This window comes from Limisphaera sp. VF-2, from assembly GCF_049537125.1.
Classification (GTDB): domain Bacteria; phylum Verrucomicrobiota; class Verrucomicrobiia; order Limisphaerales; family Limisphaeraceae; genus Limisphaera.
Map to the genome: position 1 here is coordinate 303,184 of NZ_JBMVQY010000001.1, position 15,435 is coordinate 318,618.

Consider the following 15,435-nt stretch of genomic DNA (forward strand, 5'->3'; position numbering starts at 1 on the left):
CGTCGGCGGCTACGGATTTGGGACTTGGTAGCCGCCGCCGGAAGGCGGCGGACGAGACTCGAGGGGAGCTTTCCACCGACTGACGTCGCTGGCTACGAGAATTAGCCCACAGAACACGCAGAAAAGAGCCCACAGGGCACGCAGAACACGCAGAAGAAAACATCTGAGTTGAATCGGTCCGCCGACTCACGTCGGCGGCTACGGGTTTAGGGTTCGGTAGCCGCCGTCGGAAGGCGGCGGACCCAAGCACTGACTACTGATCCACGACCTGAAAGGCTGCTCCCGACGGGATTGCCAGTGGATCCCAAATGAATCCGCCGATTCCCATCGGCGGCTACAGATCTCAGGGCCTGGTAGCCGCCGCCGGAAGGCGGCGGATTTCTGGCAGCGCAGGCCTCCGACCTGCCGGATCCCCCGCTTCCAGTCGGCATACACGGTGATTCCTCGATAGATTGCAACCGTCAGCAAGCCCCAGCCTCTGGAATCCATCGCTCAAAGTTTCCGCCGACTCACGTCGGCGGCTACGAGGGTTCAAAGAAAAGGCCCTTCTGTGTGATCTGCGTGGTCTGTGGGCTGAGGAAAAGAATCCGGTCGGTAGCCGCCGCCGGAAGGCGGCGGACGGAGAATTGGTCCGCCGACTCACGTCGGCGGCTACAAGGGTTCAAAGAAAAGGCCCTTCTGTGTGATCTGCGTGGTCTGTGGGCTTTTTCAAAGGCGTTCTGCGGGATCTGTGTGCTGCGTGGGCTTCAAGAAAAAGAATTCTGTGTGTTCTGCGTGTTCTGTGGGCTCAAAAATCAGAATTCTGCCTGTTCCACGCGCTCTGTGGGCCCTGAAAAACGGTCATCCGCGGGGTCTGCGGGATCTGTGGGCTCAAAATCTGCGGGATCCCCGGGTCCGATGCCGCGGGCTCCGCGGGCGCTCTTTCCGAGTTGCCAAGACGGGGGAACCGCGCTAACTGGTGGGCGCCATGAAAACACGTCGTCTTGTCCGGTTGGTCCAACTCCTCGCGGTTGCCCTTTGCCTGATCGCCCCGGCCTGCACGGGCGCGGAGACGAACGCGCCGTCCGCACCGGCCCGCGAGCCGGACGTGATCTTCGTGCCCACCCCGATGCCCGTGGTGGAAAAGATGCTGGAGCTGGCGGAAATCAAGCCGGGCGACGTGGTGTACGATCTGGGTTGCGGCGACGGCCGGATCGTGGTCACGGCCGCCAAGAAATACGGCGTCAAGGCCGTGGGCTTCGACATCGATCCGCAACGGGTTAAGGAGGCCCTCGAGAACGTCCGGTCCAACAAGGTGGAACATCTGGTGACGATCAAGCAGGCGGACATTTTCACGCTGGACCTGAGCGAGGCAACGGTGGTGACGCTGTACCTGCTGCCGGAGTTGAACGTGCGGCTGATGCCGCAGCTGGCCAAGATGAAACCGGGGTCCCGGATCGTATCGCATGACTTCGACATGCGCGGCGCCAAACCCGTGCTGGTGTACCGGATGAACATCGATCCGCCCACCGGACGGGAGGTGACCGATCGCGAAAGTCGTTTTGAGTACGGTTCCCACACCATCTACAAATGGGTGGTGCCGTGGGAACCCGAGACGCCGCGCAGCGGGAACGATTCGCGGTAGGAAACCGCGGGGGAGCCAACGTGGAACGACCCGCAGGCCGAGCGCCTGCGGGTCGTTTCCTTTTTTGCGATCGGCAGCCCACAGAACACGCAGAAAGAAAAAGCCCACAGAACACACAGAATACGCAGAATTCTATACCGGATCAGTCCGCCGACTCCCGTCGGCGGCTACGGGTTCAGGATTCGGTAGCCGCCGCCGCCGGAAGGCGGCGGACGAGACTCGAGGGGAGCTTTCCACCGACTACCGTCGGTGGCTACGGATCTGAGGGCTGGAAGCCAGCGCCGAAAAGGGGGCGGGTCCTGGATAAAATCCGCGGGCTGCCGGCAGCGGCGACGAGCAATCATGGTCCACCGACTCACGTCGGTGGCTACCAGACTCACCCCACAGAGCACACAGAACAGAAGTCCACAGATCACGCAGAACACGCAGAATTCTATACCGGATCAGTCCGCCGACTCACGTCGGCGGCTACGGGTTTAGGGTTCGGTAGCCGCCGCCGGAAGGCGGCGGAGGGAGAATTGGTCCGCCGACTCACGTCGGCGGCTACGAGAATTAGCCCACAGAACACACAGAATACGCAGAATCCTATACCGGACCAGTCCGCCGACTCACGTCGGCGGCTACGGATTTGGGACTTGGTAGCCGCCGCCGGAAGGCGGCGGACGAGACTCGAGAGGAGCCTTCCACCGACTCACGTCGGTGGCTACGAGACGCGAAGAAAAGCCCACAGAGCACGCAGAAGAAAACACCTGAGTTGAATCGGTCCGCCGACTGACGTCGGCGGCTACGGGTTCAGGATTCGGTAGCCGCCGCCGCCGGAAGGCGGCGGATGGAGAATTGGTCCACCGACTACCGTCGGTGGCTACGAAAATCAGCCCACAGAGCACGCAGAAAGAAAAAGCCCACAGATCACGCAGAACACGCAGAACGGAAACCATATACTGGATCCGTCCGCCGACTGACGTCGGCGGCTACGGATTTGGGGGGTGGTAGCCGCCGGAAGGCGGCGGATGAGACTCGAGAAGAGCTTTCCACCGACTGACGTCGGTGGCTACGAGACGCGAAGAAAAGCCCACAGAGCACGCAGAATACGCAGAATTCTATACCGGATCAGTCCGCCGACTCACGTCGGCGGCTACGAGAATTAGCCCACAGAACACGCAGAATACGCAGAATTCTATACCGGACCAGTCCGCCGACTGACGTCGGCGGCTACGGACATGGGGGTTGGTAGCCGCCGCCGGAAGGCGGCGGACGAGGCGCGAGCGAGCTTTCCACCGACTGACGTCGGTGGCTACCAGACTCACCCCACAGAGCACGCAGAAAGAAAAAGCCCACAGATCACGCAGAATACGCAGAACGGAAACCATATACTGGATCCGTCCGCCGACTGACGTCGGCGGCTACGAGGCGCAGAGCCCACAGAGCACGCAGAAAGGAAAAGCCCACAGAACACACAGAGCACGCAGACCGGAAACCCTATACTGGATCGGTCCGCCGACTGACGTCGGCGGCTACGGGTTTGGGACTTGGTAGCCGCCGCGGGGACGCGGCGGATGAGACCCGAGCGAGCTTTCCACCGACTCACGTCGGTGGCTACCATATCGAGATCGGCCGACTCGCGTCGGCGGCTGCGCGGCTTCGAAGAAAAAGCCCTTCTGTGTGATCTGTGGGCTTTCAGAAAAGGATTCTGTGTGTTCTGCGTATTCTGTGGGCTGAAAAATAAGAATTTTGCCTGTTCTGCGGGTTCTGTGGGCTCCGCGAAGAACGCCCCGGGGGTTCACCGGGCTGGGGAGGGCCGCCGGCAGGTTGCGGCATCTGTGGGAGAAACCGGGGCGGCGTCACCGGCGCGCTTGACCGGCGGGCGGTGGCGAGCCTACAGGGGAGTCATGCGTCCGGTTGATGGCTTGCATCTGCAATGGCGCTGGGTTCCGGCCCCAGGGTTCCTCCTCCTCTTTGTCATCCTCGGGTCGCTCGCAAGGGCCGAACTCGAGGCCGATACACCCGCCCCGGGTCCGAGTTGGAAGGCTTCCTGGATCTGGGCACGCGACAGCGACGTGCACGGTTACAATGAGGCCATGGTGGCACGGCGCGAGTTTCGCCTGGGCGCCTTCACGCGGGCGACCCTGCGCATCACGGCCGACAGCCGGTATCGCCTCTGGATCAACGATGCGTGGGTCAACGACGGCCCGTGCCGGAGCTGGCCGGAGCATTATCAGTACGATGTGCTGGACGTGACGCCCTGGCTGCGCGAAGGGCGCAACGAGATTCGGGTGTTGGCCCGTTATTTCGGCGTGGGCGATTTTCATCGGATCCCTCAACAGGCCGGGTTGCTGGCGCAGTTGGACGTGGAAGGGGCCGATGGTCGGATCGTGACTCTGGGCACCGACGGCTCGTGGGAGGCGGCCCGGTTGCCGGCCCTGTTGTCGCGCACGCCGAAGGTCAGCATTCAGATGGAGCCCTGCGAGTGGTACGACGCGCGCCTGGCCGAGCCGCTGAGGTTCCGTCGGGCGCGGGTGTTGTTCCCGGCCGGGGCGGGTCCGTGGCGGGACCTGCGGCCGCGCGACGTGGCGCTGTTGACGCGCCGGCCCTTCCCCTTCAAACGCGTGCTCCACACGCGCCTGGTGCGGGCCGAGGGATGGAACTTCTGCGTGCCGGCGGCGCGGTTGGTCAACCCGGGTGTCATCGAGGCGAACCACCACGCCAGTTGCGGTTTCGGCATGGCCACGGTTTTGGAAGTCGAAAAGCCCGGTCCGGTGCGGATTCAACAGGAGGGCATGAAGCTGGCCCTGAACGGCGAGCCAGTCCGCGGCGAGGTGCATCTTCCTGCCGGCCGGCATCTGTTGCTGGGGTTTTCGCGGAATCTGTTCGGGCACGACAAGGAGAAGGCGGTGCGGTTTCTGGAGCCGCAGGGGTTCCGGTTGGTCAACCCGTTGGATCCGCGTCAGCGCAATCCCTGGGTGTTCATCCGCCTGCCGGAGTATGCGGTCGCCACGAACGACCTGCTCTGGGTGCAGTTCCGGGACTCGGATCCCCGTCTGGGCGGGTTGGCGCGCGAATATCAGCAGGTGACCGACCGGTGGTTGCAGGAGGTGCGCGATGCGGATCGGCTGCGGGAGCTGCTGGGGGGGCGTTGCGAGCAGTTGCCGTCCGAGAGGATGTTCGTGGAGGACGCCTTCTGGCAGTTTACGCAACGGCGCGAGGTGGGGGAGGCCGCGGGTCTGGTGGAGCATGCGGAAGCGCTGTTGCACGACAACGCGGAGGTGACCACGGTGCGGCCGGGTCCGGCCGGCGACGTGGAGTTGTTGCTGGATTTGGGCGAGCAGAATTGCGGGTATTGGACGTTCGATTTGTGGGCGGAAGCGGGGGTGACGGTGGATCTGGCTGCGGTGGAGTACCTGGCGCCGGATGGCCGGATTCAGTTTCCCTGGGGGAATCGGAACGTGCTGCGGTATGTGACCCGCGAGGGGCGGAATCAGTACGTCTCGCTGAAACGGCGGTCGGGTCGGTATGTGTTCCTGACCCTGCGGAATCAGAAGGGCCCGGTGCGGATCCGGCATGTGGGCCTTGTCGAGTCCACGTATCCCGTGGCGTATCGCGGGTGGTTCCGGTGCAGCGACGCGCGGTTGAACGAGATTTGGGACATTTCGGCCCGGACGTTGAAGCTCTGCATGGAGGACACCTTTACGGATTGTCCGTTGTACGAGCAGACGCACTGGGTGGGCGATGCCCGGAACGAGGCCTTGCTGGCCTACGGGGTGTTCGGCGCGCACGATCTGGCGCGGCGGTGCATTCGGTTGACGGCCGAATCGCTGGAGCGCTTTCCGATCGCCGGCTGTCAAACGCCCTCCTCCTGGGACGTGTTGATTCCGGCGTGGAGTTTTCTCTGGGGCATTTCGACCTGGGATTATTACTGGGAGACGGGTGATCGCGACTGGCTGCGGCAGGTGTATCCGGCGGTGATCCGGAATCTGGAGGGAGCGGCCCGGTTCGTGGACGACCGGGATTTGTTTTCGGCGCCCTTCTGGAACTTTTTCGACTGGGTGAACCTGGACCAGGGCCATCGGACGGTGCTGCACAACACGCTGCTGCTCATCGGTGCCATCGACGCTGCCCGACGCGAGGCGGAAGTTCTGGAGGATACGGAGCGACAGGCATGGCTGCGGGCGTTGCGGGAGCGTTTGGTGCGCGGCGTGCGACGGCTCTGGAACGAGGAACGGGGAGCTTATGCGGACGCGATTCGGGACGACGGCTCGATCAGTCCCGTGCACAGTCAGCACACCAGTTTTCTGGCCCTGTTGTACGATGCGGTGCCGCCGGAGCATCGCGCGGCCGCGTTGCGCAACCTCACCAATCCCCCGCCCGACATGGTGCAGGTGGGGTCGCCCTTTGCCGCACTGTACCTGTACGAGGCGCTGGAGAAATACGGGCTGAGCGACCGGATTGTGGCGGAGATTTACCGGCATTACCTGCCCATGTTGGAGGCGGGGGCGACGACGGTGTGGGAAAGCTTTCCCAGCGGCACGACCGGGGGCGGTCGGTTTCCCACGCGCAGTCATTGTCACGCGTGGTCCTCGGCGCCGGTGTATTTCTTGAACCGGCTGGTGCTGGGGATTGCGTCCACGGCCCCGGGCGCCACCGCCGTGGAGATCAGTCCCCGGCTCTACGACCTGACGTGGGCGGAGGGTCGAACGGCCACTGTGCGCGGACCGGTGACGGTTTCCTGGCGGCGGGAGGGTCAGACGCTCCGGATCGATTACCGCGTGCCCGAAGGGGTCCGGGCCACGTTCAAGCCCAATGCCTGGCACGCGGGTCTGAAGCTCATCGTGAATGGGCAGGCGTGGGAGGGGCCCAACCCCTGAGGACGCGCGATCGGGGCGCAGGGAACGCCTCCGGCTTCTGCCGCCCGTGCCCCGGCGGGGACCGCAGTGCACAAAACCGCAGGTGCCGCGCAAAAAATCGTGATTTTGCGCGGCTCCGATCCGCGGTAGGTTGAGTCGCATCGTTCGAACGGGGATGCACAGATGTTGTACTTCGAGGCAGGATCGGCGGAAGCGCAACTGACCGAGGCGCAGTTGCGGGAGGGATTGTTTGCCGCGCTGGACCGTCTGGGGCCGCGGCGACGGGTGCTCGTCGTGCCGCCCGATTTTACGCGGTTTCATTCGCAGGCCGGTCTGCTGACACGGCTGGTGTACGAGTATTACGGGGACCGGTTGACGGACGTGTTACCGGCGCTGGGCACGCACACGCCCATGACACCGGAACAGATTGCCGAGATGTACGCCGGGGTGCCGCCGGAACGGTTTCGGGTGCACAACTGGCGCACGGGGGTGGTCACGGTGGGCGAGGTGCCGGCCGCGTTCGTGCGGGAGGTGTCGGAGGGCGCGGTGGATTTTGCGTGGCCGGCCCAGTTGGCGCGGTTGATCTGGGAGGGAGGTCACGACCTGATTCTGTCGATCGGCCAGGTGGTCCCCCACGAGGTCATCGGGATGGCCAGTTACAACAAGAACCTGTTCGTGGGGACCGGCGGGGCGGAAGGGATCAACAAGAGCCACTTCATCGGGGCCGCTTACGGGATGGAGCGGATGATGGGGCGCGCCGACACGCCGGTGCGCCGGATTTTGGATTATGCGTCCGAGCATTTCATTCGGCACCTCCCGGTGGTGTATGTGCACACCGTGGTCAGCCGGGACGAGGAGGGTGGGCTCCGGGTGCGCGGGTTGTATATCAGTGATGATCGTTCCGGGTTCGAGAAGGCGGCGGCGCTGTCCCTGCAGGTGAATTTTCAGATGCTGGACGAGCCGCTCTCGAAGGTGGTGGTGTACCTGGATCCGGCCGAGTTCAAGAGCACCTGGTTGGGCAACAAGAGCATTTACCGGACGCGAATGGCGATGGCCGACGGGGGCGAGTTGATCGTGCTGGCGCCCGGGCTGCGGGAGTTCGGCGAGGATCCGGAGATCGATCGGTTGATCCGCAAGTACGGGTACCGGGGCACGCCGGCCACGCTGCGCGCGGTGCGCGAACAACCGGAGCTGCAGGCCAATTTGAGCGCCGCCGCCCATCTGATCCATGGCAGCTCGGAGGGTCGGTTCCGCATCATCTACTGTCCGGGCCATCTGTCGCGCGAGGAGATCGAGGGCGTGGGGTTCGAGTACGCCGATTTGGCCGCGATGTTGCGACGGTACCCGCCCGATCGTCTGCGCGACGGGTGGAACACGTTGCCGGATGGCGAGCGGGTGTATTTCATCTCGAACCCGGCGCTGGGCTTGTGGGCCTGGCGCGGGCGTTTTGCGTGAACTCAACAACCATGGCAGCGATGCAATTACCGTTTCGAGTCAACCTGGAGGGACGCGTTGCGCTGGTCACCGGCGGCGGCGGCGTTTTGTGCAGTGTGATGGCGCGGGCGCTGGCCGCTTGCGGGGCCCGTGTGGCAGTGGCGGATTTGAAAAAGGAGGCGGCCGAAGCGGTCGTCTCCGTCATTCGCGGGGAGGGCGGCACGGCCATGGCCGTGGCTTGCGATGTCCTCCAGCGCGAGAGCCTGGCGGCGGCCAACGAGACGGTCAAACGCGAGCTGGGGCCGATCGACATCCTCATCAACGGAGCCGGCGGCAATCATCCGAAGGGCACCACCACCCACGAGTATTTGCGCCCCGAGGACCTGCAGGGCGCCGTCCAGGACGTGATCACGTTTTACGATCTGGATCCGAAGGGGATCGAGTTCGTCTTCAACCTGAATTTCCTCGGCACACTCCTGCCCACGCAGGCCTTTACGCGCGAGATGGCCGCCCGGGGTCGGGGCGTGGTGATCAACATCTCGTCGATGAACGCGTTTCGGCCGCTGACGAAGATTCCGGCCTACAGTGCGGCCAAGGCGGCCGTGAGCAATTTTACGCAGTGGCTGGCCGTGCATTTCTCCCGCGTCGGGGTTCGGGTCAATGCCATCGCCCCGGGCTTTTTTGTCACCGAGCAAAACCGCTCGTTGCTGACGCGGCCGGACGGCTCGTGGACGCCGCGGGCGCACACCATTTTGGCCCACACGCCCATGGGGCGGTTCGGCGAGCCGCAGGATCTGGTGGGGACCCTCCTGTGGTTGGTATCCGACGAGGCTGCCGGGTTCGTAACGGGCGTGGTGGTGCCGGTGGACGGCGGGTTTGCGGCCTTCAGCGGCGTGTGAGCCCGGGCCTGTCGCCGGTGGGACTTGCCGTGGGGCCTTTCAGGCGCGAGATTCTCTGGCCGAGACACGAGGAGTCCGGAGCTGCGGCTCCCTGGCCGGTCGGCTCCGGAGCATCCGGTCCTCTGTTGCCGGGGAGCGGCGCTGTCAGCATTCATGGCCCCATGAAACGGAAAGGCAAACAGGACCGGCGATCGCGGCGGGTGTTGGTCGCGCTGGGCTGGTACGATTACCGGCTCCACCGGGGCATCGAACGCTATGCCGAGGAACACGGCTGGTCGCTGTCGGCCAACCTGGCCCGGGAGAAGGTTCTTCCCTGGGGCTGGGAGGGCGACGGCATTCTGGCCTGGCTGGGAGCCTGGGATGAACTGGCCGAGTTCGTGGAGCGCCAGAACAAGCCCACGGTGGACTTCAGTTATCGGCGGCCGCACCTGCAGTTTCCGCGCGTACTGGAGGATCACGCGCACGCGGCGCGGTTGGTGGCGGAACATTTTTTGTCCCGCGGCTTCAAGAACTTCATCTTCTACAGCGATTCGCCGAACTGGTCGTACGAGGAACGCGGACAGGGGTTCCTCGCCGCGCTGGCCGAGGCCGGCTACTCGTGTGTGTGGCTGAAGTGGCACGAGTCCGCCTGGTTTCGGGAGGATCGGGAACAATGGTCGCGCAAGCGGCTCTGGCTGGCCACGCGGTTGCGACGGGCTCCGAAGCCGGTGGCGGTGTTCGCCGCCAATGACCAGCACGCCCTCGACGTGTTGGAGGCGTGCGAGGTGGCGGACCTGAAGGTGCCGGACGAGGTGGCCATCTGCGGGGCGGAGAATTATCTGTTGGCGCCGGACGCCATGCAGACGCCCATTTCCAGCGTGGACACCAACCTGGAGCTGTTGGGGTATCGCGGGGCGGAACTGCTGGATCAGCTGATGGACGGCCGCAAACCGCCCACCAAGCCCATCCGCATCCCGGCCGCGGGTGTGGTGGTGCGCAAAAGCAGCGATTTGCTGGCCGTGTCGCACCCCGGCGTGGCGCGCAGTCTGCGGTTCATTTGGGAACACAGTCACGAACCCATCTCGGTCAAGGATCTCGTGGGCGTGGCGGCGATGTCGCGCCGCGCCCTGCACAAGGCTTTTGTGGAGCATCTGGGCCGCACGCCGGGTCAGGAGCTGCATCGGGTCCGCATCGAACGGGCGCGGAAACTGCTGGCGGAGACCGACGACAAACTCGATGTGATCGCCCGTGCCTGCGGCTATCAGAGCACGAACAGTTTTTGTGTCGCGTTCAAACACGCCGTGGGCATGTCACCCAAACAATTCCGCGAAAGCCTGGCCAAATGAAATGCACGTCCTGGTTCCGCCGTTTCTGCCGCAGGGCATCCCATCTTGCAGGGTCGAGGCCTACGTCCGGGGTTCACGGCCGTGTCGGGGAATCGGCGCGGATTCGGAGGCTCCCCCTGGGCCCGGGGCTGGTCGCGTGCCTCGGGCTTGTCGCCTCCGTCGGAGCGCGGGAATTCAACGTACGTGAGTTCGGAGCCCGGGGGGACGGACAATCCCTCGACACGGAGGCCGTGCAACGGGCGCTGGACGCCTGCGGCAGGGCCGGGGGCGGCGTGGTACGGGTCCCGCCCGGCGTGTATGTCTGCCAGCCGCTGACGTTGCGCAGTCATACCACCTTGTTGTTGGAGTCCGGCGCAGTGCTGCAAGCCTCGCGCGAGCCGCGCGATTTCATGAAGGTGCCCGGCGACTGGCTCCGGGCCAAAAGCAGCGGCGATTTCGTGCCGTTGATCGGGGGCAGCAACCTGACCAATGTCGCGCTGGTGGGCCAGGGCATCATCGACGGCTCGGGCGAGGTCTGGTGGCCGGCCGCTGAAGAGGCGCGCCGTCGTCAGCCCGGATTTACCCTGCCCCGACCGCGGCTGATCGTGTTGACGCGGTGTCGGAACGTGCGCCTCAGCGGCCTGACCCTGCGCAACGCCCCCACGTTCCACTTCGTCCCCGTGGAATGCGAGGATGTGTGGATCGAGAACCTCACGGTGCAGGCGCCCGATCATGCAGCCAACACCGACGGCATCGACCCCAGCCTGAGTCGTCGGGTGGTGATCACCAATTGCGTGTTCGATGTGGGTGACGACAACATCGCCATCAAATCGGGGCGCCGGTTGCCCGATCGGGCCTTCGGCTGCGAAGACATCACCGTGGTCCATTGCCGTTTCTACCACGGGCACGGCCTGTCGATAGGCAGCGAGACCGTGGGCGGGGTGCGCGGGTTGCGCGTGCGCGGCTGCGTGTTCGAGGGGACGGAAAACGGGATTCGCATCAAGTCGTATCGCGGGCGCGGCGGAGCGGTGGAGGATCTGATCTACGAGGACATTCGCATGACCAACGTCGAGCGCGCCCTGACGTTTACGGCCTACTATCCGCGGATTCCGGCCGAGGACACGGCCCAGCCCGTGACGCCCGAAACACCGCGGTACGCTCGCATCGTGGTCCGGAATCTGACGGCCACCTGCTACGAGAATGCGGGCGTCATCATCGGGCTGCCCGAGGCGCCCATCGACACGGTGACGTTGGAGAACGTGGAGATCACGGCCGCCCGGACGGGCCTGGAGTTCCGGCATGTCCGCAATGCGCGGCTGCAAAACGTCACGATTCGCCCCGGGCGCGGGGCGGCCTTCCTGACGCGCGACGCCGAGGTGGTCGGGCTCCCCTGATCCCTTCGGACGTCTCCGGCCGGTTCCCTTTTTTCACGGTGTCGTGCAAATCTTGAAAAGTGACCGACGAGGGCTTGCGAGCGTATGATGGGAGCTGAAGGTTGCAACAAGCCCGAGTGTAAACCCCGAATCCCGATGAACCGAACGCCTATGAAGACGCGGCAAGGATGGATGAGCGGCGCGTTGGCCGCAGCAGTTGTGGCATGCCTCAACGGAGCGTACGCTGTGCCCCTGCCCTACGCCGACGGATTTAACTACGCAGAGGGCGAGCGGTTGGGCGGAACCACCAGTGGCGTCAACTGGACCGCGGGCAACAGCACCGGGACCGGGTCCGCCACGATTGCCTCCGGCGCCAGCCTCACGTATCCCGGCCTGCCGTCTCTCGGGGGCCTGGGTGTTTTGTCCACGGGCGTGCCCAGCAGCAACCGGGACCGCGGCGTGGTGATCGCGCCGGACATCAACAGCCTTGCCAACTGGTCGGATCTGGGCGCGCTGTATGTGTCCTATCTGCTCCGGGTGGATGAAGGTCCCACGGGGAACCCGCGCCTGTTGAGTGCTTATCGGGACAGCACGGGCGGGGGCGGTGGATTCACCCCGTCCGGCGGGCTGTTTGTCGGGACCGATTTGAAACTGGGCGTGGCCAAGGTCGCGAACAATGACATTGCGTGGACGGCCGACCCGCTGACGTCCGGGCAGGTGTACCTGGTGGTTTGGCGGTATCGCTATGTCGATGGTGCGGACAATGACGAGCTGGCCTTGTGGGTGAACCCGCCGGCCGGTTCGTTCGGTGCGGCAGAATCCTCCGTCCCGGCGCCCACGGTCGTGACCACCACGGGCGCGGACGATGTCGGGATCAACAGCTTCCACTTCACAGTGCGTTCCACGGGGCAGGCCCAATACAACGGAGGCGGTACCTACGCGTTGGACGAGCTCCGCGTCGGCACCACGTGGGCGTCGGTGGTCGTGCCGGAGCCGTCGGCGGCCGCGCTGCTCGGACTCGGAGGGTTGGCACTGTGGCGGTTGCGCCGGTTTCGTCAGGGTTGAGGTTGGTTGAGGCATGGTCGGTCCGACGCCCTTCTGCGGGCTTTCCCCGCGGAAGGGCGTTTGGTTTGGAGGGAGAGCCTGGGCGTCCGCGGATCGGGCGGAAGATTCGGAGTCGAGGGCCCACAGAGCACGCAGAAAAAAGAGCCCACAGAACACACAGAGCACGCAGAACGGAAACCATATACTGGATCAGTCCGCCGACTCACGTCGGCGGCTACGGGTTTAGGGTTCGGTAGCCGCCGCCGGAAGGCGGCGGACGAAACTCGAGGGTAGCTTTCCACCGACTCACGTCGGTGGCTACGAGACGTGAAGAAAAGCCCACAGAGCACGCAGAACACTCAGAGGAAAACACCTGAATTGAATCGGTCCGCCGACTGACGTCGGCGGCTACGAGAATTAGCCCACAGAACACGCAGAATACACGGAAAGAAAAAGCCCACAGAGCACACAGAACAGAAGCCCACAGAGCACGCGGAATACGCAGAAGAAAACACCCAAATTCGATCAGTCCGCCGACTCACGTCGGTGGCTACGGATTTGGGGGTTGGTAGCCGCCGCCGGAAGGCGGCGGATGGTTAGGGAATCCACCGACTCACGTCGGTGGCTACGTGATTAGCGTCCGCCGACTGACGTCGGCGGCTGCAAGGTTTCAAAGAAAAAACCCTTCTGTGTCATCTGCGTGATCTGTGGGCTCTGTCAATGGAGCGGGAATTTCCGCAAACTCACGTCGGCGGCTACGAATCACCGCGCCACGGTCTCCTTCGCCCTCGCGGCCATGGTGCGGCCACACAGGCGGAGCGCACGCAGCAGGTCGCACCCGCCGCCCTGCCCGCGCCCCACGATTGCAGTGAAGGGAATCAGGCCACAGAGCACGCCGCCCGGTTGCCGGCCCTGACCGAGCAAACCGGGCTACTGCGAGGGACTTCCTTCCTGAGGCGGAGTGAGTTTCAGGACCGCCTCGCGCAGTTCCTTACCCGGTTTGAATCGCACCACGGCCCGAGCAGGAATGGGGATGTCCTTTTCCGGCTGGTTCGGGTTCCGTCCCACCCGCGCCTTCCGCACCTTGACCTCGAAGACACCAAATCCGCGCAGCTCGATTTTGTCGCCGCGAATCAGGGCCGCCGCGATCTTGTCCAAAACCGACTGGACCACGGTCTGCACTGCCTGCTGGCTCAGCTTGGTCTCGTCGCTAATGGACAGGACCAGATCCCGTTTGGTGACCGTCATATTGAATTGGATGGTTGCCCGGCCGCTTGCGTTGGTGCATCGTCCTTTTACGCTCCGAACGGGCCCGGGTCAAGCGGTTTTTCCCGGGCAACGCCCTCCGGGGCGTTTCAGGTTTTGGACCCCTCCGATAGCCTGGTGGCATTTTGGGCGTTCTCAGCATGGGGAAACGGAGGGGAAAGGGCACTCCTTCGGGAGCCGTGAATCCGGGGCTCGCAGATGGAAATGCGCCGTCCGCCGTCCCCAAATCGCACGGGCGAATTCGCGCGGCGAAGGCGCATCCCGTTCACCAGCCCGGGGCAAGGGCCCCGGGTTTACGGCCCACAAATCGCCAGTACGCCCTGGAAGGGCGAAACACGAGGAGCCCATCGGGAACGTCGGGTGTGCGCGCGCCGATGGGGCGGACCGCCGCCCGGATCGGGACGACTGGATGTTCTTGCGCGGTTGGAAAGTTTCTCTAACGCCTGGAGGGCACCAGCCGCGGGAGGAGAGCGACGTGAAACGGGAACTGCGCTCGTCGGGTCTCGATTCTTTGACGCGCCGGGGACCGAGGTGGCGAGCCCGGAGGACCGGGTGGCCGCGAAGCCGGCCGGGCGGCGCGGCGTGCGCAACTCCTTTCGGGTGCTGGTGTTTTGGGCAGTGTGAGCGTAGAGTCCCTGCAGATGCACAAGATCCTTCGACGGCAGTGTCGGTTGCTGAATGTTCTGGCCGGTATCGGCGTGCTGGCCACGGCACAGGCCCTGGCTGCGCCGGCGACGCCCGGGGAGAATCCCTACCTGGTGGTCGCGGAGCGAAACATGTTCGACCTCAAGCCGATCCCCAAACCGGAGGATTTGGCCCCGCCGCCGCCCCCGGCGCCGCCCACCAAGATTACGCTGCAGGGCATCACGGTGTTGTTCGGTCGGAAGGAAGTCCTGTTGAAGATCCCGGAACCGCCGGCGCCCGGGCAACCGCCGAAGGAACGTTCCCTGATCCTCGGCGAGGGCGAACGTCACGGTCCCATCGAGGTTGTGCGGATCGATCCGGTGGCACGCGAGGTGGAGTTCCGTGACTCGGGGAATCCGGTGAAGCTGAAGCTGACGGATTTCATCGCCAAAACTCCGGCGCCGCCCGCCACTCCGGCCGCGCCCGGGGTGGCAAGGCCGACCACCCCGGTCCCTGCGGCCAACCTGCCGCGGCCCGGCCCCGCGGTCGCTTCGGCTTCCGGGAGCACGCCCACGGTGATCGTGGGGAATCCCTCGGCTCAAATCACGACCGGGACACCGTCCGCTGGCACTCCCGTTCAGTCCCCTGCAGCGAATCTGCCCGGCTTCCCTTCCCGACCGGTGCGAACGGCGCCGGCCAACCCGAACCCACAATCCCAGTTGTCGTTGGAGGAACAAATCGTTTTGATCGAGCTGCAACGTCAGGCGACCCAAGAGCAGGTGAACCGGGGCTTGATGCCTCCTTTGCCGCCCACCGAATTGACTCCACCCGGGGCGGTGCCTCCTCCGGTTCCACCCGCGCCGAATCCCGGTGCCCCTCCGGTTCCTCCCATGCCGGGCAACTGAAGGCGGCCGGCCGCGGCTGCTCGGATGGGAGGGGCGGTTGCCTTGTTCCCACCGGCCTGCTGTCCGGGTTCGACGAGCGCTACGGATCACTGCCGCTGCAATTCGAGCCCCGGCCGGGTCC

Annotated in this window: 9 protein-coding genes; 8 read left to right on the plus strand and 1 reads right to left on the minus strand. The window is 64.8% G+C overall.

What is annotated here, in order from left to right; genetic code table 11:
* Nucleotides 1–967: 967 nt before the first annotated feature.
* The 7 genes from ACPDIT_RS01005 (at nt 968) to ACPDIT_RS01035 (ending at nt 12,540) form a co-directional block, all read left to right on the plus strand.
* Complete coding sequence (locus ACPDIT_RS01005; RefSeq protein WP_423440755.1) at nt 968–1,624, plus strand: SAM-dependent methyltransferase; 657 nt, start codon at nt 968–970, stop codon at nt 1,622–1,624.
* A gap of 1,889 nt (nt 1,625–3,513) precedes the next feature.
* On the plus strand, nt 3,514–6,486 hold the full coding sequence (locus tag ACPDIT_RS01010; protein ID WP_423440757.1) for an alpha-L-rhamnosidase C-terminal domain-containing protein: 2,973 nt from the start codon (nt 3,514–3,516) through the stop codon (nt 6,484–6,486).
* Between the two features lie 162 nt (nt 6,487–6,648).
* Nucleotides 6,649–7,920 carry a lactate racemase domain-containing protein gene (locus ACPDIT_RS01015; RefSeq protein WP_423440759.1) on the plus strand — a complete coding sequence of 424 codons (1,272 nt, stop codon included), beginning with the start codon at nt 6,649–6,651 and terminating at the stop codon, nt 7,918–7,920.
* 20 nt (nt 7,921–7,940) lie between these two features.
* On the plus strand, nt 7,941–8,798 hold the full coding sequence (locus tag ACPDIT_RS01020; protein WP_423442555.1) for an SDR family oxidoreductase: 858 nt from the start codon (nt 7,941–7,943) through the stop codon (nt 8,796–8,798).
* A gap of 161 nt (nt 8,799–8,959) precedes the next feature.
* Complete coding sequence (locus tag ACPDIT_RS01025; RefSeq protein ID WP_423440761.1) at nt 8,960–10,123, plus strand: substrate-binding domain-containing protein; 1,164 nt, start codon at nt 8,960–8,962, stop codon at nt 10,121–10,123.
* On the plus strand, nt 10,120–11,496 hold the full coding sequence (locus ACPDIT_RS01030) for a glycoside hydrolase family 28 protein (RefSeq protein WP_423440762.1): 1,377 nt from the start codon (nt 10,120–10,122) through the stop codon (nt 11,494–11,496). The genes ACPDIT_RS01025 and ACPDIT_RS01030 overlap by 4 nt, the downstream gene beginning before the upstream one ends.
* A 150-nt stretch (nt 11,497–11,646) precedes the next feature.
* Entirely contained in the window at nt 11,647–12,540 is an 894-nt protein-coding gene (locus tag ACPDIT_RS01035; protein WP_423440764.1) for a PEP-CTERM sorting domain-containing protein, read from the plus strand.
* Between the two features lie 909 nt (nt 12,541–13,449).
* Here ACPDIT_RS01035 and ACPDIT_RS01040 read toward each other — a convergent pair.
* A complete protein-coding gene (locus ACPDIT_RS01040) occupies nt 13,450–13,779 on the minus strand; it encodes an HU family DNA-binding protein (protein WP_423442556.1) in 330 nt (109 codons plus the stop codon).
* Between the two features lie 647 nt (nt 13,780–14,426).
* Between ACPDIT_RS01040 and ACPDIT_RS01045 the strand changes: the two genes are divergently transcribed.
* Nucleotides 14,427–15,314, plus strand: a complete 888-nt coding sequence (locus tag ACPDIT_RS01045; protein ID WP_423440766.1) for a hypothetical protein — start codon at nt 14,427–14,429, stop codon at nt 15,312–15,314.
* Nucleotides 15,315–15,435 lie beyond the last annotated feature (121 nt).